This is a genomic window from Kovacikia sp. CALU 1929, assembly GCF_056784235.1.
Window position 1 is genome coordinate 106,846 of record NZ_JBXBCF010000061.1, and the last position, 22,633, is coordinate 129,478.

The following is a 22,633-nucleotide window of genomic DNA, read 5'->3' on the forward strand; positions in this document are numbered from 1 at the left end:
AATACCTGTAAAAGTTGGCGGCTCTTAAATTTTCTCAATCTACCTTTTCTAAATTTAATTAAGATTCGGGTTTAAACCTCATCCAAATGAAGAACTGGAGATTTTTCCCAGGAAAAACTAGGGATTTCTAAGTCGGTGAGGTTTAGTAAGCAGATTAAGGATTGCCGTGCATGAGAATTCTGCTGATTGAGGATGACGAGTGTGTTGCAAGAACCCTTGAAACAATCCTCACAAAAGAAAATTACGCGGTTGATATAGCCTTTGATGGTGAGGTTGCTTGGCGATTGATTGAAACCTCCGCCTACGACCTGATTTTGCTGGATGTGCTGTTGCCCAAGTTAGATGGGCTAACACTCTGTCAACGGTTGCGATCGCACAACTACAAGACTCCGGTTTTGCTGGTCACAACTCAGGCGACCATTACAGATCGGGTCGCTGGTTTAGATGCTGGAGCGGACGATTACCTCACCAAGCCATTTGAAGTGCCTGAATTACTGGCACGCATCCGAGTTCTTCTAAGACGCCGCAGTTCACCTGTACTGTCAGTCTTAGAATGGAACCAATTGCAGCTTGACCCTGACTCACGGGAAGTTCGGTATAGCGATCGCCTCCTGTATTTGACACCCAAGGAATATCGATTGCTGGAGTTGTTTCTGCGCAATCCTCACCATGTCTTTAGCCGCAGCCGCATCCTGGAACATTTGTGGACGCTAGAAGAAGCGCCTGGTGAAGATACGGTAACTGCTCACATCAAAGGACTACGGCAAAAGCTGAAAAAAGTTGGGGCACCTTCCGACTTGATTGAAACCGTGTACGGGATTGGCTATCGGCTGAAACGAAATGGGAACCATCGTTCTGACCCAGATCCAGCCCACTTCACCTCAGCCCAGAAACCGTTGCGGGAAAAAGCCTCAGAAGGGGGAGCAGTGAATGTCGAGCCAGATGTTGAGCCATCCTGGCAGGTGCACCAAACCAAAACCGCCCTTGCCAAAATTTGGGAAAAGTTTAAGCAACGGAACTACGATCGCCTGCGGGTATTGGAACAGGCGATCTCCCTCTGGCAACAGGGCAACTTAGATCAAAACCAGCTTGAACAGGGACGGTTGGCAGCCCATAAGCTTGCCGGGGCATTGGGTATTTGGGGCTTAACCCAAGGCTCCCAAATTGCCGCTGCATTAGAACCCTATTTCAAAAATGGTGAGCGTCCGACACCGCCGGTATTCCAACACCTGATCCAGCAGTTGGCAGATCTGAAAGCTGAACTGCACCGCGGTCCCAATCATTCCCCTCAGCCTGTCTGGCAGATGAGTTGCCCCCTACTACTGGTGGATGATGACCTCCGCCTGGTTGAGCAAATCGTGCAGTCCTCAGTGTCAACGCAGATGCAAATCAAACAAATCTTTGACTTGCAAGCGGTACAAGCAGTGATGAACGCTGACAAGTCAAAGGCAGCCTTCGATACCCTGGTAATGAACTTTCCCCTCGCTTCTGTCACGGAAACAGATCTGGAGTTGCTAGAAAGCTTAACTCACCAGCTTCCACCAATTCCTTTCCTGCTTCTCACTGATCAATGCAATCTGGATCAACGCATCTGGTTAGCTAGGTCAGGGATTTATACCGTAGTCTCTAAGGCTTTAGCTGGGCAAGTGCTGGAGATGATTAAGCGCCTCCAGATCCCTGCCGGAAGGCTGATGAATCAAGCGATATCGCCCAACCTAAAGCAGGCACGAGTCATGGTCGTTGACGACGATCCACAGGTTTTGATGGTGATGCGGGCACTCCTGGAACCCTGGGGGTTACAACTGACCACCCTAGAGCATCCTCCTCAGTTCTGGTGCGCCCTGGAAACCTGTGCTCCTGATTTGCTGATCCTGGATATTGAAATGCCCCACTTTAACGGTATTGAGCTTTGCCGGGTGGTGCGCAATGCTCCCCAATGGAGCCAGATCCCGGTTTTGTTTCTCACAGTGCATACTGATGCTGCAACGCTTCAGCAAGCACTCATGGCTGGAGCCAATGATCTGATTAGTAAACCGATTAAAGATTCGGAAGTGGTGAGCCGCATCCTCAACCAACTGAAGCGGATCCAGCTATTGCGAAGTATGGCGGAGCTAGAAGTGTAATGCAGTCTGAATTTCAACCGTTCAATTCATCTACTTTTGTCCCATCTTCCAGGCAGGTTGATGGATGTGAGGGATTATTACACCGAATGACGAACCGCATTCGCCAGTCCCTGGAGTTGTCAGAAATTCTGAATGCAACGGTGGCAGAGGTTCAGGCGTTTTTGGGAACAGATCGGGTTAAAGTTTACCGCTTTTATGATGATGAAAGCGGTGAAGTTGTTGCAGAAGCCATCCAGGAGCAGCATTTGCCCTCATTGATTGGACACAGTTTCCCAGCAGAAGATATTCCACCAGAAGCGCGGGAACTATTTCTCAAAGCTCGCCAGCGCTCGATTGTGAATGTCGAAATGGGGCAGATTGGACTCAGTCCCTTAGGGGAAGATTCCAAAGAATTGAATGGCGACATCCGATTTCGTCCGGTAGACCCGTGCCATGTGGAATACCTGACGGCTATGGGCGTGCGATCTTCCCTCGTTGTACCGATTTTGGACCGCGATCGCCTCTGGGGGCTGCTCGTTGCCCACCACAGCAAACCCCGCTGCATTACGGAGCAGGAACTTCAGGTGGTGCAATTGGTTGCCGACCAGGTTTCAGTTGCGATCGCCCAATCTAACCTGCTCAGTCAAGAACGGCTGAGAGCCTCCCAGGAAGCCACCATCAACCAGATCACCACCCTGCTTCACGCAACGCCCGATATGCATTTGCCAGAGGTATTACAGCAGGCGATCTTGGCATTGAAAGGGTGTGGCGGCAGAATTTACCTGGCACCGCCCACGACCCAGCAGCCACCACAGATCTTCACCTGTGGCAGCCAGCCCACCATGCCTGCAACCTGGAAACTGCGAGATGCCAATGGCAACCGTCGGAAACCCATCCAGAGTCCACCGCTTCTCTTCCCGATTGAGCAACATCCCTACTGGCAGACCTGGCTAGAAATGGAAGACGCCGTGAACCCAGAATCTAGCATCTGGGCAATCTCCGATCTATACCAGGCTGTCATGCCTTCCGATCTGGCAGTTGCCTTCCTATCTACGGAGGTACGGGGCTTACTAATTGTGAGCCTCCAATATCGGCAGGAAATTCTAGGTTACCTCACCGTTTTCCGCAGTGAAATCGACATTGAGCGTGTTTGGGCAGGGCGTTGCGATCGTGACGACCCCCGTCACCTCCGCCCCCGCCAGTCCTTTGAAACCTGGCGTGAATTAAAACACAACCAGGCTCAACCCTGGACAAGCGCAGATATTGATCTGTTGCAGGCACTCAGCAACCACATTGCCGTTGCCATTCATCAGATTGGTCTTTATCAACAAGTCCAAGCACTCAACAGCGACCTGAGACGAGATATCCAGAAACGCAGGCAAGCAGAAATCAAAATCTCCACCCTCAATGCTCAGCTAGAGCAGCGTGTGCTGGAGCGTACAGCCGAACTACAACGGATCAATGCCGAGCTAATGCGAGAAATTGCCGAACGGGAACGTGCCTTGCTAGAACGACAGCAGGCAGAAGCGTCCCTGGCACGCCTCAGCCATCAAAACGAACTCATCCTGAACTCTGCCGGAGAAGGAATTTACGGACTCGATCTCCAGGGCAAAATCACCTTTGCTAACCCAGCCGCCGCCAGAATGCTGGGCTATGAAGTCCCTGAACTCATCGGCCAATGGATGCACGCGCTCCTGAACCATGCTCGCTTCAACGGCATCCCCTATTTACTGTCCGAAAGCCCGATCTATGCCACGCTCCGTGATGGAATCCTCCAATCCAGAGCGGAGGATCTGTTTCAGCGACGAGACGGCTCTCGCTTTGCAGTTGAATATGTCAGCACACCGATTCACGAGCAGAACAACATCGTTGGAGCCGTCGTCATTTTCAAAGACATCACGGATCGCCAGATCGTTGAGCAAATGAAAGATGAATTCATTTCCATCGTCAGCCATGAACTGCGCACCCCCCTCACCTCCATTCGCAGCACCCTGGGCTTACTGGCAAGCGGTTGGCTCAGCAGCTACCCCGACAAAAGCCAGCGAATGCTTGAAATTGCTTTCTCCAACACCAACCGTCTGGTACGCCTGATCAGCGACATTCTGGATGTTGAGCGCATCAAGTTTGGCAAAGTCACAATGGAGAAAAAAACGTGCAATGCCGCCGACCTAATGGTGCAGTCTGTCGATGCGATGAGAGCAATGGCAGACAAAGCAGGAATTGTGCTCTCCGTCACTCCCTGCGCTGCCGCCCTCTGGGCAGATCCGGATCGCATCATCCAAACCTTTACTAACCTCCTCAGTAATGCCATAAAGTTTTCACCCGCTGGTTCTACCGTATGGCTGACCGCAGAAATCCGGTGCCAGGAGGCAACGCTTTTAGCTCCACAGACAAAGCAGGAATTAGAAGCGTTAAAAGAAGCCAGAAACCAGCAGGAGAGGACTCAGGCTGGAGATAGCCAGCGATCACAACCAGACAACTCAAAACATCCTTTGGGAAACCCATCCCACAAAACACAAAACATCCTCCAGAAACCGCAGGAGGACTCAAGACTCAAAATTCAAACCTCAAAACTCCCTCCTGAACCCTGCTACCTAGTACCCTGCATTCTCTTCTGCGTCAAAGATCAAGGCATTGGCATTCCAGAAGATAAACTGGAGACTATCTTTGATCGTTTCCAGCAAATTGATACCTCAAACTCCCGCAGTCGAAGCGGCAGCGGCTTAGGGTTAACCATCTGTCGCGGTATTGTGCAGCAGCACAACGGAAAAATTTGGGTGGAGAGTCAATTGGGAGAAGGGAGTAGTTTCTACTTCACGTTACCGCTCGGTGAACACAATGAAAACGATTCCTAGAAATAGGGATGAAATCGGTTTTGGTGTTCTAGAGGCTGGCTTAGATTGTGAATTCAATTTGTGATTCAAATTGTGGGTTCAATCATTTCATAAACTGTATGGGCGGGTTTACCAATGTCGAAACACGTTCTCATCATTGACGATGAACCGGATATCCGTGAGGCAACCCAGGTTTGCCTGGAGATTGCCAGGGGCTGGCACGTGACTACCGCTAGCTCCAGTAGCGAAGGCTTAAAAAAGGCTGCATCTGAGCAACCAGATGTGGTTCTGCTGGATGTAATGATGCCCGATATGGATGGATTGGCAACCTTTGAACGATTACGAACGAACCCAACCACCTGCCATATTCCAGTCATTTTGCTAACTGCCAAAGCCCAACCTGCCGATCGCCGCCACTTCACCCAACTAGAGGTGGCGGGTGTCATCACAAAACCCTATGACCCAATTACTCTGGCAGACCAGATTTCCGAATTTTTGGAATAATTCCTGTTTTACTTACGCTTTACGGATGGAATTATTCGCCCTCACCCTAGCCCTCTCCCAAGGGGCGAGGGAACAGGATGTCTGGCTCCCTTCTCCTTGGAGAGAAGAGTTGGGGATGCTGCATGCTTCCCGCAGAGTGGACAATTCATACTTTAGTTCCACAACGCCCCATTTCTCATTGGTTTCGTAACTTTTTTTGAACAAACTCCTCATCTTCATCAGTTCTTCTTTTTTTTTTCCTAATCTCTCTACTAGCGTTTTGGTTTCCCTTCAGAAGCAGGAAGAACTGGTGAAACCACACCTCATTGGTTTTTCCTGACCTTCTCTCAAGGAATGCTGAAACGAAACTGCTTAATTTCAATATTGGGTTTCCTGTATTGAAAAGCGTTTGATAGTAACCGTCAGGATCGTTAGGATCGGCGATAGCGCCCAACCCGTTATGCAAAGCCCTTGTGATTCCTGGAAACCTGACATCGTTGGGCTGAAGCTTACGGCGAAACCTGGCACCTGGCAACTGCTATAACAAAGCTGCTGACATTATCTGAAACCGGCATTGCTGATTTTGGGTATGAATTAAAAGTTGTATGAATTGAAACGTCGTTCCAATTCATACTGCTATTCAGCATCACCTTATCTGAAACCAAATCGTGCAGCCATCAGTAACGTTTTTTCAGTGATCTGTCGCTGCAACCTTTCAAATCAAACCATAAACCCGTCGCAACTGGACTAGGAAACCTTCTGCGACGGGTAACTCCCAACTATCAAAGAAAGGAGCTTATACCCTCATGATGACACAATTTGGTCGGGCGATCGCAACAGATAGCGATCGCCCTGACCAAATCATTGCGCCCGTTCATCCAACCCAACACAAACAAAGAACCCTCTCTTGGGAACAGTTTTGTCGATGGGTTACCAGCACCGAAAACCGAATCTATATCGGTTGGTTCGGTGTAATCATGATTCCCACCCTATTAACCGCTGCCATTACTTTTCTCATTGCTTTCATTGCAGCCCCACCGGTTGATGTCGAGGGTACCGGTGAAATGCTTTCAGGCTCGCTCTGGAGTGGAAATAACATCATCACCGCAGCGGTGGTTCCTACGTCTGCAACCATTGGGCTGCACTTTTACCCGATCTGGGAAGCCGCTTCTATGAATGAGTGGCTTTATAATGGGGGACCCTATCAGCTCATCGTGTTCCATTTCCTGATTGGCATCATCTGCTATCAGGATCGGGAATGGGAGTTGAGCTATCGCCTGGGAATGCGCCCCTGGATCTCCCTTGCATTTACTGCCCCGGTTGCCGCCACAGTATCAGTTTTACTGGTCTACCCCGTTGCCCAGGGCAGTTTTTCCTCGGGAATGCCGTTGGGGATTTCCGGCACATTCAACTTCATGTTTCTGTTCCAGGCAGACCACAACATTCTGATGAATCCTCTCCACCAAATGGGAGTGATTGGGGTGTTTGGGGGTGCTTTTCTCAGCTCGGTGCATGGGTCTCTTGTGACCTCAACCCTGGTACGGAAAACCAACCTGAATGAGTCCATCAATGCCGGATACACTTTTGGACAGCGGGAAACTACCTACAGCTTTGAGGCTGCTCAAAGGTATCAGCAACGGTTATTTTGGCGGGGAATCAGTTTCCCAACTTCCCAGTCAGTTCATTTTCTTCTGGCAGCGCTACCGGTTGCAGGAATCTGGTCGGCAGCGCTAGGTGTTGATATCGCTGCATTTAATTTCGACAAGCTCACGTTCAATGAACCTCCGGCGATCTATTCCCAGGGGCATCGCATTCCAACGTGGCTTGACTCAATTCAGCAGAGCAACCTGGGAATTGCAGCGATGAGTGAGCGCGCGACTCACAATTTCCCCCCTGAAATTGCTCTGCCTGATGAGCTTTTGATTGATGAAGGTTGAGTCAGTAGTCGGCAGTCAGTAGTCAGTAGTCAGTGGTCAGCATTGTCTATAAGCAAAAGGTGACCAATGGCGAATGACCATTGACATCGCTTCACTCATGACATCACTTCACTCATCAATCAAATCTCCTCACTCTCTAATTTTCCATCTAGCAAAAGGAGAGTCTTGAATGGTTCCACGCACTCCTGAGCAAAAGCAACGCGTCAGGGTTGTGGTAGATAGGAACCCGGTGCCCACGTCTTTCGAGAAATGGGCGCAACCAGGTCACTTCGATCGCACCCTCCAGCGAGGTCCCAAAACTACTACCTGGATTTGGAATCTCCATGCCAATGCTCACGACTTTGATAGCCATACCAGTGATTTGCAGGACGTTTCTCGCAAAATCTTTTCTGCTCACTTTGGGCATCTTGCAGTCATTTTCATCTGGCTTAGTGGCATGTATTTTCATGGTGCTAAGTTCTCTAACTTCTCTGCCTGGATGGCAGATCCCCTCCACGTTAAGCCCAGTGCCCAGGTGGTTTGGCCCATTGTAGGTCAAGAAATTTTGAATGCCGATGTGGGTGGTGGTTTCCACGGAATTCAAATCACCTCTGGACTGTTCCAGCTATGGCGGGCGTCTGGATTTACCAACGAATTCCAGCTTTATTGCACTGCCATCGGGGGACTGGTAATGGCAGCTCTGATGTTATTTGCAGGTTGGTTCCATTACCACATCAGTGCTCCCAAACTGGAATGGTTTCAGAACATGGAATCTTACATGAACCACCACCTGGCAGGGTTGCTGGGTTGCGGTTCCCTGGGTTGGGCAGGTCACCAGATCCATGTCGCTCTGCCTACGAATGAACTGTTGGATCGGGGGGTTCCGATTAAAGATATTCCCCTGCCTCATGAGTTCATCCTCAACTCGACCCTGATGACCGATATTTATCCCAGTTTTGCCCGCGGATTGACTCCCTTCTTTACGCTTAACTGGGCAGCCTATTCGGATTTCCTTACCTTTAAGGGTGGGTTGAATCCAGTGACTGGCGGGTTGTGGCTGACGGATACCGCCCATCACCATCTGGCGATCGCGGTTCTGTTCATCATTGCTGGGCACTTCTATCGCACCAACTGGGGTATTGGTCACAGTTTCAAAGAACTGATGGATGATGCCAAGACCCCAAAAATGCTGCCCTTCCTGAGCTTTATTGGTCCTCGTGGGCACGAAGGGTTGAATGAAGTCTTTGAGACTTCCTGGCACGCGAACCTCTCCATCCACCTGGTGCAGATGGGCACTGCCAGTTTGTTAGTGGCTCATCACATGTATGCGATGCCCCCCTATCCTTACCTGGCAACCGACTATGCCACGGTATTATCTCTCTTTACCCATCATGTCTGGATTGCTGGCTTTCTGATTGTGGGTGGGGCTGCCCATGCGGGTATCTTTATGGTGCGAGACTATGATCCGGCACAGCACATTAACAACGTGCTCGATCGGGTCATCCGCCACCGGGATGCGATCGTGTCTCACCTCGCCTGGGTCTGCCAGTTCCTGGGCTTCCATAGCTTTGCCATGTACTGTCATAACGACACCATGCGGGCATTTGGTCGTCCCCAGGATATGTTCTCAGACACCGGGATTCAGCTTCAGCCCATCTTTGCCCAATGGATTCAACACATCCATACGGCAGCGGTTGGGGCAAACAGCGTTGCTCAACCCCTGGGCAATGTGTTTGGTGGATTGCGGAATATTGAACTGGGCGGTCTAGGTGTGACGGCTCCCAATATTATGGGTCCGGTCAGTCATGCCTGGGGCGGCGGAGTTGTGGCAGTCGGTGGCAAAGTAGCGATGATGCCTATTCCCCTTGGTACGGCTGATTTCCTGATCCACCACATCCATGCCTTTACGATCCATGTCACAGTCCTGGTCTTGCTCAAGGGAGTGTTGTTTGCTCGTAGTTCTCGCCTGATTCCCGATAAGGGAAACCTCGGTTTCCGGTTCCCCTGCGATGGTCCGGGACGGGGTGGTACCTGCCAGGTTTCCGGATGGGATCATGTCTTCATCGGCTTATTCTGGATGTATAACTCCCTGTCGATTGTGATTTTCCACTTCTTCTGGAAGATGCAGTCAGATGTATGGGGAACGGTGAATCCAGATGGCACGATTACCCACATTACGGCTGGAAACTTTGCCACTTCATCGATTACCAACAATGGTTGGCTGCGAGATTTCCTCTGGGCACAGTCTACTCAGGTGATTACCTCCTACGGTTCAGCCCTGTCTGCCTACGGCATTGTCTTCCTGGCTGCCCACTTTATCTTTGGCTTCAGCCTCATGTTCCTGTTTAGTGGTCGCGGCTACTGGCAAGAACTGATCGAGTCAATTGTCTGGGCTCATAACAAGCTCAAGATCACACCTGCCATTCAACCCCGTGCCCTTAGCATCATTCATGGACGGGCAGTCGGTGTGTCTCACTACCTGTTGGGAGGAATAGCCACCACCTGGGCGTTTTTTCTGGCACGAATGGCAGCAATTGGGTAGGGAGGTAGAGGGTGAAAGGACTCGGGCAAACGGATGAAAGAGATACGGCTCTGCCGCTCCCGAAGGGTAGGATAAAAAGTTTTGAGTCATCTGACTCCTGGCTCCTACATTCCCAACCCCTGAAACTTTTTCCCCAACTTCTTCCAAGCCATTAACTTTATCGGCTGATCCTTCAAATCAAGCCATTCCAAATTCCAAATTCCAAAATCGAAAATCCAAAATTGGCTTATGGCGACTAAATTTCCAAAATTTAGCCAGGATCTCCAGAGAGACCCGACAACTCGGCGGATCTTCTATGCGATCGCCACTGCCCACGATTTTGAAAGCCACGATGGCATGACCGAGGAGAATCTCTACCAGAAGATTTTCGCTTCCCACTTTGGTCATCTGGCAATCATCTTCCTGTGGACATCCGGCGTTCTATTTCACGTAGCCTGGCAAGGTAACTTCGAGCAATGGATCCAGGATCCGGTTCACATCAAACCCATTGCCCACGCTGTTTGGGATGCCCAGTTGGGACCGGCGGCGATCGAGGCATTCACCCGCGCAGGGGCACGTAACCCGGTAGATATCTGCTACTCCGGCGTTTACCACTGGTGGTATACCCAGGGAATGCGCAGCAATGCCGAACTGTTTACCGGATCGCTTTTCTTACTTCTATTAGCTGCAATTTTTCTGTATGCTGGCTGGCTTCATCTTCAGCCCAAGTACCGCCCCAGTCTCGCCTGGTTTAAGAATGCGGAATCCCGGCTCAACCACCACCTGGCAGGTTTGTTTGGGGTTAGCTCATTAGCATGGGCGGGGCACCTGATCCACGTCGCTATTCCCGAATCCCGTGGTCAACATGTGGGCTGGGATAACTTCCTGACGACACCACCTCATCCAGCGGGCTTGGGTGCCTTTTTCACCGGCAACTGGGGTGTCTATGCCGAAAATCCAGATACGGCAAACCATATCTTTGGCACCGCTGAGGGAGCCGGAACGGCAATTCTCACCTTCCTGGGTGGCTTCCATCCCCAAACCGAGTCTCTCTGGTTGACGGATATGGCGCATCACCACCTGGCGATCGCCGTCCTGTTCATTGTTGCAGGACACATGTACCGCACTAACTGGGGGATTGGGCATAACATCAAGGAAATGCTGGATGCCCTCCAGGGACCAGGTTGGAAGGGATTCTTCATTGCCCCCAGAACTGGACGGGGACACCAGGGCATTTATGAAACCTACAACAATTCCCTCCACTTCCAATTGGGCTGGCACCTGGCTTGCCTGGGGGTAATCACCTCTCTGGTGGCACAGCACATGTACTCGATGCCACCCTACGCTTTTATTGCCAAGGACTTCACCACCACGTCGGCACTCTATACCCATCACCAGTACATTGCAGGCTTCCTGATGGTAGGTGCCTTTGCCCACGGAGCCATTTTCATGGTGCGGGACTACGACCCCGAACTGAATCGGGACAACGTACTGGCAAGGGTGCTGGCGCATAAGGAAGCGATTATCTCTCACCTGAGTTGGGTGTCCCTTTTCCTGGGTTTCCATACCCTGGGGTTATACGTCCACAATGACTGTGAGGTTGCATTTGGCGCACCGGAAAAGCAAATCCTGATTGAACCTGTGTTTGCTCAATGGATTCAGGCAGTCCACGGGAAAGCCCTTTACGGGGTCAGCACCTTGCTCTCCAATCCAGACAGCATCGCCTCTACGGCATGGCCCAATTACGGTAACGTCTGGCTACCCAATTGGCTAGAAGCCATTAACAACGGCACCAATTCGCTGTTCCTGACCATTGGACCGGGGGACTTTTACGTGCATCACGCGATCGCCCTCGGTCTGCACGTCACGACCCTGATCCTGGTCAAGAGCGCCCTCGATGCTCGCGGTTCTAAGCTGATGCCCGACAAAAAAGACTTTGGCTACAGCTTCCCCTGCGACGGTCCCGGTCGCGGCGGCACCTGCGACATCTCCGCCTGGGATGGCTTCTATCTCGCCATGTTCTGGATGCTCAACACTCTTGGCTGGATCACCTTCTACTTCCACTGGAAACATCTGGCAATCTGGGGCGGCAACGTTGCCCAATTCAACGAAAGCTCAACCTACCTGATGGGCTGGCTGCGCGACTACCTGTGGTTGTATTCTGGTCCCCTGGTCAACGGCTATAACCCCTACGGAACCAGCGCCCTAGCAGTATGGGCATGGATGTTCCTGTTCGGGCATTTAGTTTGGGCAATTAGCTTCATGTTCCTGATCACCTGGCGCGGCTACTGGCAAGAGTTAATCGAAACCCTCATGTGGGCACACGAAAATACTCCCCTGTCCTTCGGCTATCCCAAGGACAAACCTGTAGCTCTCTCCATTGTGCAGGCTCGGTTGGTCGGCTTAACCCACTTCACGGTTGGGTACATCGTCACCTATGGAGCCTTTTTGATCGGGGCAACGGCTTCTAAGTTTGGTTAGCCCTCCAAAAATAAGATAGGGGCGTGTCATGAACGCCCCTGTCTAAAAGCGTGAGACTCTCCTCGTCTCATTGAGTCCTGGTCAACGGCTATTTACGATCAGGACTTTTCTCTCAATCACCTAAGAGTGTATCAGAAGGGGGACCTAGACCCCAAATTGTGGATCGTTTGGGCGATCGCCCCCTTTTTTCCTCTAATTGACCGATAGCCATCACTTTTTTCCCAGAAAACCCTAAGTGAACACACTTTTTTGGTTCAAAAAGGTAAAGAAACATGACTTCAACCAATCAGACAGATTTGTCTTCTGTCTATGAAGGAATTGACCCGGTTAAGCCCTATAAGGGGGATCCATTTCGAGGCAATCTATCCACCCCATTCAACGATTCCCCCATTGTCAGGGCTTATATTCAAAACCTTCCAGCTTACCGTCCTGGGTTGACCCCCTTCATACGCGGGCTAGAAATTGGAATGGCACACGGTTTTTTCCTCGTCGGTCCCCAGGTTGTCGTTGGACCGTTGCGAGAAACTGCTCACGGTGCCAATTTAAGTGGATTAATTACGGCAATTTACATTACAGCATCCGCTTGCCTGGGAATTTCCATTTTTGCCCTTGCAACTTTCCAGGGAAACCCCCGAGGAACCTACAATTCCCATTCAAAAGATGAGCTAAGACCGCTCAAGAAAAAAGAAGACTGGTTCCAACTGGGTAGCGGGATCTTTCTAGGTTCTATGGGAGGCGCAGTATTTGCCTACCTACTACTAGAAAACTTTACGGATCTCGATGCCATTCTCCGAGGAGCCGTCAATGTCAGCCAGAATCTACTTCCCTGGTTTTTTGGATAATTATCATTTGGCATGGGGTCTGATCGAGCATCCAACTGAATGGGTAAGTAGGTGGGACTAATTAAATATAAGACCTACCGTAGGTTTGGTTGAGGTAAGAACCCAACACATGCATGGGTTACGCTATCGCTCTAGCGCAGCCATGCCGTAAGGCTAATGCCAAAGGCATACCCATTCTACAGTTGATTCCACCTACCTACTTAACCAATGACCAATGACCAACAATAAATAGGAGCCATCATCATGGTTACAGACATAACCCAGCTAACCGGTGACTATGCCGCTTCATGGTTACCCTGGATTATGATTCCATTAATTTTTTACATTCTACCGTTCCCAGTTGTTGCGCTTGTTTTTCTTTGGATTGAAAGAGAGTCTGGTGAAGAAGAAAAGTAAATATGGCGGTCCTATTGGGATTGTTTTTATCTGCGATTCAGCCCCTCCAACCCAAAACAACAGCTTGAAGTCAAACACTCACAGGAGACCATTTCATGCGTAGATTTTTGGTCTGTTTGCTAGTACCAATTTCTGTACTGTTCATTTACCTGAGCAATGTCCCTTCTGCATCTGCTGATAATTTTCTGGTGCCTTGCAATCAATCCTCCACCTTTCAACAGCGCAAAAGCCAAGCCCCTGATACCTACTACTTCAACAAACCATTTGAAGTCTATGGTTCTGAACTTGCTTGCGGTGAAGATGGACTTCCCCATCTTCCAATCCGACTCGATCGCTTTATTGATGTATTAATTCCATTTTCGATTTTTCTGTACACTGCCGGATTCATTGGCTGGTCAGGTCGTTCTTATTTACAGGCAGCTAACAAATCCAGCAATCCTGAGGAAAAGGAAATTTTCATTGACCTTCCTCTGGCAATCCCATCCTTGATTAAAGGACTCCTCTGGCCCCTCCTATTTCTTCAAGAGCTAGTTAGTGGACAGTTGACAGCAAGCGATAGTGAAATCCCAATTTCACCGCGATAGATTCTTGTCTAAAAAACACTTATAGCGGTTTCTTTCTCGGTGAGGTACATCTCATCGTTTTGGTTCTAGGGTTCTACGGCTATCCATGTACCTCACTGGATTCAAAAACGCTATAAACCCATTCAAATAGTCCAGGAGCTTCATCCATGAAATACTTTTTCAAATATCTGACTAGTGCCCCCATTATGGCAACCCTTGCCATAGTCATCTTCTCTGGGATTTTGATTGAACTGAACCGCTTTTTCCCTGGCTTACAGTACGGAACCTATTTCCATTCAGTTCCTTAATCTTGACCATCCTGTTCTATAGCGATCCTAATCTAGAGCGTACAAAAGGGTTCCAGTGGAACCCTTTTTCGCATAGCCTTTTAATTTCGCAAATGATTTAAACCTGCTATGGGTGCTTCCCTCTTCCCTCCTCTGAGTGCCCCGTCTTCTCGCCTCATCGCTTCCGCATATACGTTGCTGATTCTTGGGATGGAAAAAGGTGTTGGATGCTTGAACCTGAGTTTCAATTTATCTCACTTTTCAGCAACGTCTCCGCATGATGCCGAATGTGGTCTTCTATGAATGTAGCGATGAAGTAGTAGCTATGATCGTAACCGTTTTGCATACGGAGAATGAGGGGCTGACCAGCTTTGGTGCAGGCTTGCTCAAACACCTCTGGCATCAGTTGATTTGCCAGAAACTGATCGGTGGTTCCCTGATCAATCAGGATGGGATGGGGGAATGGGTTGGTCAAAACCAGTTGACTGGCATCGTAGGTGCGCCAGGTTGCCTGGTTGGAACCCAGGTAGTGGCTAAATGCTTTTTGCCCCCAGGGACAGCGCATGGGAGCCACGATTGGAGCAAAGGCAGAGACAGAACGATATCGATTGGGGTTTTTCAGGGCACAGATGAGGGCACCATGCCCCCCCATTGAATGCCCGAAAATGCCCTGGCGATCGCCCCTGACTGGAAAATGCGCTTGAATCAGCGCAGGCAGTTCATCACTAACGTAGCTGTACATTTGGTAGTAGGAACTCCACGGCTTCTGGGTTGCATCGACATAAAATCCTGCGCCGGTACCCAGATCCCAGTCCTTATCTTCCTCTGGAATGCCTGTATTGCGTGGGCTGGTATCAGGTGCCACGAGTGCCAGTCCGTAGCGGGCGGCAAACTGCTGCGCCCCTGCTTTGACCATAAAGTTTTCTTCGGTACAGGTTAGTCCTGAAAGGAAATACAACACTGGCACTGGCTCGGATTTTGCCTGGGGCGGCAGGTAAACCGAAAACTTCATTTCACCATTACAGGCAGTGGATGAATGGCTGTAGAAGCCTACAGTGCCGCCAAAGCAGGTGTATTGATTGGTCAGATTGGGGGCTTGGGGCATAGGATTTAGGGGTTTGTCAGAAATTTCGGGTCGATTGGAAAAGGGAGTCGAGGGAATCAAAGGGGGTAAGAAGCCAGGTCAGCGTTGCCAGAACAAACTCAACTTCAGAAGTTGGAGTTTAACAATGGAGCTTCCTGTTACTCTGCGATCGCACCGCCACAGGAGCTTCCTGCCCCTGCCGTGCAGCCAAAGCAGTGCCGTCCCGTAACAATTTGGCGTTGAGCCAGATGCTCAGGGTTAAAGTCCCGGATATGGGAATGGATCCCATCCGGCGGTTGAATTTCCAGATCCAACATCTGGTTAAAGTCACAGTCAAATAACCGTCCATCCCAGGAAATTGACAGGGTGTTGCGGCACATTAAACCAGCCACCGTTGTGGGATTAAAGGAATTCACCAGCAGTTCCATGTAGGGCTGCAAATTATCCGACTGCTCCAGCCATTCCAGGTAACGGGAAATCGGCATATTGTTGAGCGTGATCAGGCGGTCAAACGTGACCCCATGATTTTTCTGCAAGCCAGTTTTCCACTCCTGCTCCAGTCTCGTCTGATTGCTAGAGAGAAAGGCACCAACCGGGTTACTCACCAGGGTGAGTTGTCGTTTGGGGTTGCCCTGACCGTAACCAACCGCGTTCAACTGTCGCAGCACTTCAATGGACTGCTCAAAGGTGCCATCCCCCCGTTGAGAATCCGTATTGCGCTGGCGGTAATGGGGCAATGAACAGACCAGTTCAACCCCTCGATCCGCCAGCCATTCTGGTAAATCTCGCATTCCAGGTAGTAGCAGCACGGTGAGGTTACAGCGATCGATCACCTGTTTTCCCCGGACAACGCACTCGTCAACTAGATAGCGAAAGTGGGGGTTTAGCTCTGGTGCGCCACCTGTAATGTCAACCGTATGGGCATCGGTCTGATCAAGGGCACGCAAGCAGGCATCAATGGTGTCCCGGCTCATCATTTCACGGCGATCGGGACCGGCATCCACATGGCAGTGGCGACAGGTCATATTACAGAGCCGACCGACATTGATTTGAAAAATCTCCAGCTTTGCGGGTTGCAGTGGTTGCCAGGAATGGGCAGTCAGCGCCTCAGCAAAGTTTCCTGCATAAGGCATTGAGGACAAATCGACGGACTCCAGAATTGTCATCTGATACTGAGTCGATGCCAGTGGCGACTGCCGCCGCTTGAGGGAGATGGTTGACTTGGGTCCTGACCCTGGGCTGTCTAGCTCAATATCCGTTGTCAGAGCAGCAGGTTCAAACGGTGACGGTGCTTCAGATGTAAAGTCCATTGGGTAAATGACGGTACGGGACGTAGAGTGGCTGATTAAAAACGGCCAGTTGCTTATAGCGTTTCCTTTCTGGGTGAAGGTACATCTTATCTGTTTGAATCTAGGGTTCTACGGCTATCCATGTACCTCACTGGATTCAAAAACGCTATATACCAATCTGATAGAAGCCTGAACGGAATGAACTCCTGCTAGAGAATGGGTTTAGAGGTCATTTGTAAATATAGCCATAGCCACCTGATTTAGGACGGGGTGCAGGAGTGGAACCCCTAACTGGGAGCAGCGCCCCCACACCCCCTTTAACCCCCCATTTACTAGCAACCTGGCAATAGCTATAACTCATTTGCTGCTTGAAGTCGGTGCTGATGCATGATGGGGTAATTGGGTGGTTGACCAACTGCCTGAACTGGTCTCAGAATTTGGCTTGCTGAATAAATCTGAACCAGCTCTCTGAAATACGACTGAGAATTACGAATCATCACGATGCTCACTTTTTCCTCTCATCACCCCCTTCTACGGCTTCTGCGCTATGGCAAAGTATATCGCTCTCAAGTTTGGAGTGCGATCGCTTGTTCCATTCTCAACACTATTTTTGATCTGGCACCCCCCTATTTGATTGGAATTGCCATTGATGTGGTGGTGAACCAAGAAAACTCCTTGATTGCCCGCACGGGCATTACCAGTGTTAGAGGACAACTGGCATTCCTCTCTCTGCTAACGTTGGGCATTTGGGGCTTGGAGTCTTTGTTCCAATATCTCTACGATCGCCTGTGGCGCAACCTGGCGCAAACCCTTCAGCACGAACTACGGGTCGATGCCTACAGCCATTTGCAGGAATTAGAGTTGAGCTATTTTGAAGAACGCAGTACGGGAATGTTCCTCTCCGTGTTGAACGATGACATCAACCAACTGGAACGCTTTCTGAACCACGGTGCCCACAATATTCTGCGGTTCATCACCACGATTCTGTTTATTGGCAGTACGTTTATTATCCTGGCTCCAGGTGTGTCCTGGTGGGCAATGTTCCCGATTCCCTTTGTGATCTGGGGGTCAATCCTATTTCAAGCGAAATTGGCTCCTCGCTATGCGGATGTGCGTGAAAAAGCTGGATTAATTAGCGGTCGATTGGCGAACAATCTTTCTGGAATTGCCACGATTAAAAGTTTTACTTCCGAGGCATACGAACGCGATCGCGTTTTGCAAGACAGTGAGGCATACCGTTTCAGTAATGGGAGAGCGATCGCCCTCAGTGCAGCATTTGTACCCCTGATTCGGTTTGTGATTCTGGCAGGGTTCACTGCCACCCTATTTTTGGGCGGTATTGAGGCAGCAAACGGTCGCCTGTCAGCGGGCACCTATGGCTTCATGGTGTTTATTGTGCAGCGCCTGCTCTGGCCCTTTACCGACCTGAGCCAACTCATGGACGAATATCAACGGGCAATGGCATCCATTCGACGGGTAATGACGCTATTGGATACGCCAATCGAAATTCCCACCGGGCATCGTTCTCTGCCGGTTCATACGGCGCATGGGGATGTTCTGATTGATCATGTCACCTTTGCTTACAAAGGTCGTCAGGCGGTACTAAAAGATCTGTCGATGCAAATTCCGGCAGGCAGCAATATCGGTGTGGTGGGCGCGACGGGTTCTGGCAAAAGTACGCTGGTGAAGTTGCTGTTGCGCTTTTACGAACCGCAACAGGGTCAAATTCAAATTGATGGCGTGAATCTGCATGAACTCAACCTGCAAGATTTACGTCGCTGCATCGGTTGGGTCAGTCAGGATGTGTTTTTGTTTCATGGCACCGTAGCCGATAATATTGCCTACGGCAGTTTTACCGCAACCCCAGAGGAGATTACTCACGCGGCTAAGTTAGCAGAAGCCCACGAGTTCATCTTACAGTTACCCCAGGGTTATGACACCATCGTAGGGGAACGGGGGCAGAAACTATCTGGTGGGCAACGCCAACGATTAGCGATCGCCCGTGCCCTGTTAAAAGATCCTCCGATTTTGATTCTGGATGAAGCCACTTCAGCCGTAGACAATGAAACCGAAGCCGCCATTCAGAAATCACTCATGGTCATTACGCAAAACCGAACGACCCTTGCAATTGCCCATCGATTGTCTACCATTCGTCACAGCGATCGTATCTATGTCATGGATCAAGGACAAATCGTGGAGCAGGGTAGCCATGAAGAGTTGTTAGCAATCAACGGAATCTATGCCAATCTCTGGCGGGTGCAGTCCGGCGATCGCCCAAACTCAATGAATTAATCTTTGTAATGCTTGAGATGAAGGAGGTGTTGGCAAACCTGTTTGATTTCCGATTTAATGTAGATAAAGCCTATCCGAAAAACCTACCGCCAAAGCCTGACATCAGACTCAGAGAGTTTTCGGATGAGCTTTCAACAAAGGATTTCAAACCTACATACAGAAGTATCACTTCAGTCCCACCTCCATCTCTACACCTAATCAGTGACAAACCAGCAATCATCTGGTTTGTGACTCCCAACCTATGCGTCTTTAGATTTTCTGCGTCTTCTTGTAGACGTTGGAGCCGGTTCTTCCGTTGCGGTTGAGTTACGACTGCGGGAAGAGCGGGTGCTGGTTCTGCGGTCAGTCTTTGCTTCTGCCGCAACCGTTTTCCGTCTGCCTCTCCGGGGACGAGTTGCCGTCGGTTCTTCATCGGGTTCCGAGTCAGATGCTCCATTGGTTTCCAGAGTCGATTCAGGCGCACTAGAAGCGTCTTCTCCTGAAGTGAAAGGATTATCAGAGGTTTTACGGGGGCGTTTAGTTTTTCCCTTGCCTGCCTGCCGCCTACCAGAAGGAGCATAGTTCTTAAGTGTCAGCGCACTAATCCTGATGCCTTTTTCCGATAGCATCTTGGCAATTTCATCGTAGTTATACCCCTTGTCCAAGGCGGCTTTAATTTGTTCCTGCATCTGCCCCACCGCTTCCCGCAAGGACAAATCTTCCTTTGTTTTTTCAGGTAACTCTTCTAAGAACGAGATTGCATGACCAACGGTTTCTTGCTTAACAAGGGATGCCCTGGGGCGCTTGCGAGTGGATAGTGCCATTGAAGTTAATGAGGGTAAATGTGTATGGATCTTTTTAATTCTATCCGCTGATTTCCAAAACTGAGTTTATTTTTTTGATGTCATGATGACTGACTTGTAGATAAGCACCATCCAAAATAGATTTCTATAGAAACAGAAAATGGGAACCCAGGCTTTCTCAACCACCACTGTTTTGATATACGACTTGTCACGATAGTTAGCACAGCCTGCAAACGTTTGAAGATTTGAATAGTCCAATCCATATTTGCCAAAATGCCCGGTCCGTACTGGCGATCGCGATCGCCTTCTCCCAGGTTGGTTAATGTTCGACTGGCTGATGCTCTAACCACAAGCGCCATTGTGCTAATTCCATATCGTCCAGATCAGATAGTTTTAGCTTGCCAAACAGCGTGAGCAGACAGTCACAAACCTGTTCAGGTATTAACCTCACCCGTTGCACCTGAACAGCGATCGCCGCCAGTAAGTCAGACAAATCCCTGGATACTTCTAATTCAACTCCCGCTAAACGTGCGTCAGGGGGGCTAGGCGGCTCCTCTATCGACAAAATCCCTGGATTGATTTCTGCCCAGGCAAATGCTTCTGCCATCAAAATTGGATCATTTGATTCTAAATATTGCTGCATTCGGGCGACATACGCCTTATGCCGTGCCTCATTTTGGATCCGCCTGGACTGCTGGTGGGCAATGCGCGAAGCTTCCTGGTTGACATCAGCCCAGGCAGCATCAAAGAGAAACCTGGACTGGGAATAACCCTGATCAATGGCTTGGATTGATTGATTCTGCAACCCATCATTACTACCTGAAGAACCAGAACAACCAGAAGTACAATCGCCCAAATCCTGAGCCAGAGCAGGATTACTGCCAGTACCTTGTAATAAGCTTGTAGAACTGTGCAGGTTAGATGCGCCACCAGCGCAATCTAACTGCTCATTCTTAAAAGAAGCTGGGGGGTCTGGGGGGGTTTCCCCAGGTAACAGGGGCAGATCCTCTAGAGGTAAATGATCAATACACAAATACTCAGAAGATAAATAATTAGGATGCCAGAGGTCGCGATGACGGTACAGAGACGCTCCACCAATTCTGTACTGAACTAGCGCATGAAATCTTGCCGTTGCGGCTCCCGGTAGAGATCCCTTTTCTAAAAGATCAGCGATCGCCAGCCGAATCCGCTCACGTGTAGCCTGCAACTGTTGCTGATTCCAACTCAGTGCTGGTTCAGAACAAACTGCATCAATTTGCCCATCCTTTTTAGGCTTGTATTTACCACCCGCCGTACCGTAGTGAAAGTAATGGCTAGTTTCAACACAACGTGCCCACTCCTCTGCTCGTTGCTCAATTTCATGCTGATGGCGGCACCATTCCTTATATCCCGGCAAAGATTGAGCGGTTGCCACAATCTGATCGACAAGTCCCTGACCTGTCAGGGGTTCCCCCCCATGCAAAACATGATGGAAAACATAGGTTCGCATCGCAATTCGCCCCAAAAGCCGATTGGTTTGCCCTCGCCCTGTCCAACCCAGTTCAATTTCTGCATTTAAATCATTGATAAACTTATCTGCCTTGCCAGATACCGGATAGTCCCTACGACGCAATTGTCGATGCAACCGATGCAATGTTTTAACTTCTACCTGGTTCCGTTGTTGAGCAAACTGCCAGCGCTGGACAAAAACAACTGGATCACTCCAGATGGGTTGAAAATTATCATTCAACAAATAAGAACCCGCTTGAAGTGGTAAACGATGGGCATTAAATAAACTGAAATTTCCATCACTGGCGTAAGAACGGGGATTAGGAAAAAGTTCCAGATGTCCAGGAACGAGTCGAATCCCTACATTCTCTAATAATGTCGTAATCACCATTGCCAGTTCCCAGGAGCTTTGAGCTTCTTCAAACGGAAAGTAAAGATGAAGCCCACCACTATTACTGGAAACACAAGTAACACCGCTGACCAGTCCCAAGGGTTCTAAAGCGGCAAGGATGCGGGAAATAGCCAGGCGATCGCGTTTGGGATGATAGGGACTGCCCACATCAATATCCAGTAAGCAATAATTTGTAGTTTTACCAAACCGAACCCCAAACAAATAGGTCCCTTGACGAATTAAGCGATCGGCAAGGGGATGGCGGTTTTCAGTTTTCCAATCTGGCGATCGCCCTGGTTCAGGCTGTTTCGCATAAATATAGTCATACCGATGGGGGAAAAGGGAAAGAAAGGGATCCTCTTCCTGCACCGATTGAAAATGATTGGTTGATTGCAGAGCAATAGTCATATTCATTCCATTCACTTGATGGAATCGAACCTATTTCTCTGCTTGCCAGGTCCCAATACAACAAGAACACAGCCCCAAATCCGCACAGAAAAAATTCACACGCAAAACTTTCTAGTCTTACGAGCTAAACCAAAACAAACTCGACCCAAATAATTAATTGAGTCAAATTCTTGTCTGCGAACCTTATTTGGACTGTTATTATGCAGACATACAAACCACTTGAAGAAATTTACACTTCTTCAAGTCCTAAATGGAAAGCCGGGAACGTTGAGACTTTGGCGAGGCTCGATCCCGGTTTTCTATTTACTAAGCATCCGCACCAATTTGTTCTCTAAATCCAACAACTTGAGCTGCGTATAGCGTTTTTGAATCCAGTGAAGTTCATGGATAGCCTTAGAATCCTTGAGTCAAACAGATGAGATGGACCTCACCCAAACAGGAAACGCTATAGCTAAAGAAATGTTGAACTGCTGT

The 22,633-nt window shown here is 49.6% G+C and carries 16 protein-coding genes; 11 read left to right on the forward strand and 5 right to left on the reverse strand.

Annotation, left to right across the window (positions count from 1 at the left end; translation table 11 throughout):
• The first annotated feature begins 170 nt into the window (after positions 1–170).
• The 10 genes from AC1S52_RS09995 to AC1S52_RS10040 all read left to right on the forward strand — a co-directional run bounded on the left by AC1S52_RS09995 (position 171) and on the right by AC1S52_RS10040 (position 14,446).
• Entirely contained in the window at positions 171–2,123 is a 1,953-nt protein-coding gene (locus tag AC1S52_RS09995; RefSeq protein ID WP_482028847.1) for a response regulator, read from the forward strand.
• Positions 2,123–4,957 (forward strand): GAF domain-containing protein, encoded by a 2,835-nt coding sequence (locus AC1S52_RS10000; protein WP_482028848.1) that lies wholly within the window; start codon positions 2,123–2,125, stop codon positions 4,955–4,957. The genes AC1S52_RS09995 and AC1S52_RS10000 overlap by 1 nt, the downstream gene beginning before the upstream one ends.
• Before the next feature lie 114 nt (positions 4,958–5,071).
• The gene (locus AC1S52_RS10005) at positions 5,072–5,440 is read left to right on the forward strand and encodes a response regulator (protein WP_482028849.1); all 369 of its coding nucleotides are present in this window, start codon (positions 5,072–5,074) and stop codon (positions 5,438–5,440) included.
• Between the two features lie 785 nt (positions 5,441–6,225).
• On the forward strand, positions 6,226–7,356 hold the full coding sequence (locus AC1S52_RS10010) for a photosystem II q(b) protein (RefSeq protein WP_482028850.1): 1,131 nt from the start codon (positions 6,226–6,228) through the stop codon (positions 7,354–7,356).
• 169 nt (positions 7,357–7,525) lie between these two features.
• Positions 7,526–9,877 (forward strand): photosystem I core protein PsaA, encoded by a 2,352-nt coding sequence (gene psaA / locus AC1S52_RS10015; protein ID WP_482028851.1) that lies wholly within the window; start codon positions 7,526–7,528, stop codon positions 9,875–9,877.
• Positions 9,878–10,105: 228 nt separating this feature from the next.
• On the forward strand, positions 10,106–12,337 hold the full coding sequence (gene psaB / locus AC1S52_RS10020) for a photosystem I core protein PsaB (protein WP_482028852.1): 2,232 nt from the start codon (positions 10,106–10,108) through the stop codon (positions 12,335–12,337).
• Between the two features lie 272 nt (positions 12,338–12,609).
• The gene (locus tag AC1S52_RS10025) at positions 12,610–13,179 is read left to right on the forward strand and encodes a photosystem I reaction center subunit XI (protein WP_482028853.1); all 570 of its coding nucleotides are present in this window, start codon (positions 12,610–12,612) and stop codon (positions 13,177–13,179) included.
• A 243-nt stretch (positions 13,180–13,422) separates the two neighbouring features.
• On the forward strand, positions 13,423–13,575 hold the full coding sequence (psaI, locus tag AC1S52_RS10030) for a photosystem I reaction center subunit VIII (RefSeq protein ID WP_482028854.1): 153 nt from the start codon (positions 13,423–13,425) through the stop codon (positions 13,573–13,575).
• Positions 13,576–13,670: 95 nt separating this feature from the next.
• Positions 13,671–14,159, forward strand: coding sequence for a Photosystem I reaction center subunit III (locus tag AC1S52_RS10035; protein WP_482028855.1), 489 nt, complete (start codon positions 13,671–13,673; stop codon positions 14,157–14,159).
• 146 nt (positions 14,160–14,305) lie between these two features.
• Positions 14,306–14,446 carry a photosystem I reaction center subunit IX gene (locus AC1S52_RS10040; protein WP_482028856.1) on the forward strand — a complete coding sequence of 47 codons (141 nt, stop codon included), beginning with the start codon at positions 14,306–14,308 and terminating at the stop codon, positions 14,444–14,446.
• A 223-nt stretch (positions 14,447–14,669) separates the two neighbouring features.
• Here AC1S52_RS10040 and fghA read toward each other — a convergent pair whose 3' ends face one another.
• Both fghA and arsS read right to left on the reverse strand, forming a co-directional pair.
• Positions 14,670–15,530, reverse strand: coding sequence for an S-formylglutathione hydrolase (gene fghA, locus AC1S52_RS10045; RefSeq protein ID WP_482028857.1), 861 nt, complete (start codon positions 15,528–15,530; stop codon positions 14,670–14,672).
• 137 nt (positions 15,531–15,667) lie between these two features.
• Positions 15,668–16,819, reverse strand: coding sequence for an arsenosugar biosynthesis radical SAM (seleno)protein ArsS (arsS, locus tag AC1S52_RS10050; protein ID WP_482028858.1), 1,152 nt, complete (start codon positions 16,817–16,819; stop codon positions 15,668–15,670).
• Positions 16,820–17,299: 480 nt separating this feature from the next.
• Here arsS and AC1S52_RS10055 point away from each other — a divergent pair, with 480 nt between their 5' ends.
• Positions 17,300–19,090, forward strand: a complete 1,791-nt coding sequence (locus AC1S52_RS10055; RefSeq protein ID WP_482028859.1) for an ABC transporter ATP-binding protein — start codon at positions 17,300–17,302, stop codon at positions 19,088–19,090.
• Between the two features lie 239 nt (positions 19,091–19,329).
• On the opposite strand, the gene AC1S52_RS10060 is transcribed toward AC1S52_RS10055, so the two are convergent.
• The 3 genes from AC1S52_RS10060 to AC1S52_RS10070 all read right to left on the reverse strand — a co-directional run bounded on the left by AC1S52_RS10060 (position 19,330) and on the right by AC1S52_RS10070 (position 22,159).
• Positions 19,330–19,893: a hypothetical protein gene (locus AC1S52_RS10060; protein WP_482028860.1), complete on the reverse strand. Its 564-nt coding sequence runs from the start codon at positions 19,891–19,893 to the stop codon at positions 19,330–19,332.
• 80 nt (positions 19,894–19,973) lie between these two features.
• Entirely contained in the window at positions 19,974–20,231 is a 258-nt protein-coding gene (locus AC1S52_RS10065) for a hypothetical protein (RefSeq protein ID WP_482028871.1), read from the reverse strand.
• Positions 20,192–22,159: a hypothetical protein gene (locus AC1S52_RS10070; protein ID WP_482028861.1), complete on the reverse strand. Its 1,968-nt coding sequence runs from the start codon at positions 22,157–22,159 to the stop codon at positions 20,192–20,194. The genes AC1S52_RS10065 and AC1S52_RS10070 overlap by 40 nt, the downstream gene beginning before the upstream one ends.
• Between the last annotated feature and the right edge of the window lie 474 nt (positions 22,160–22,633).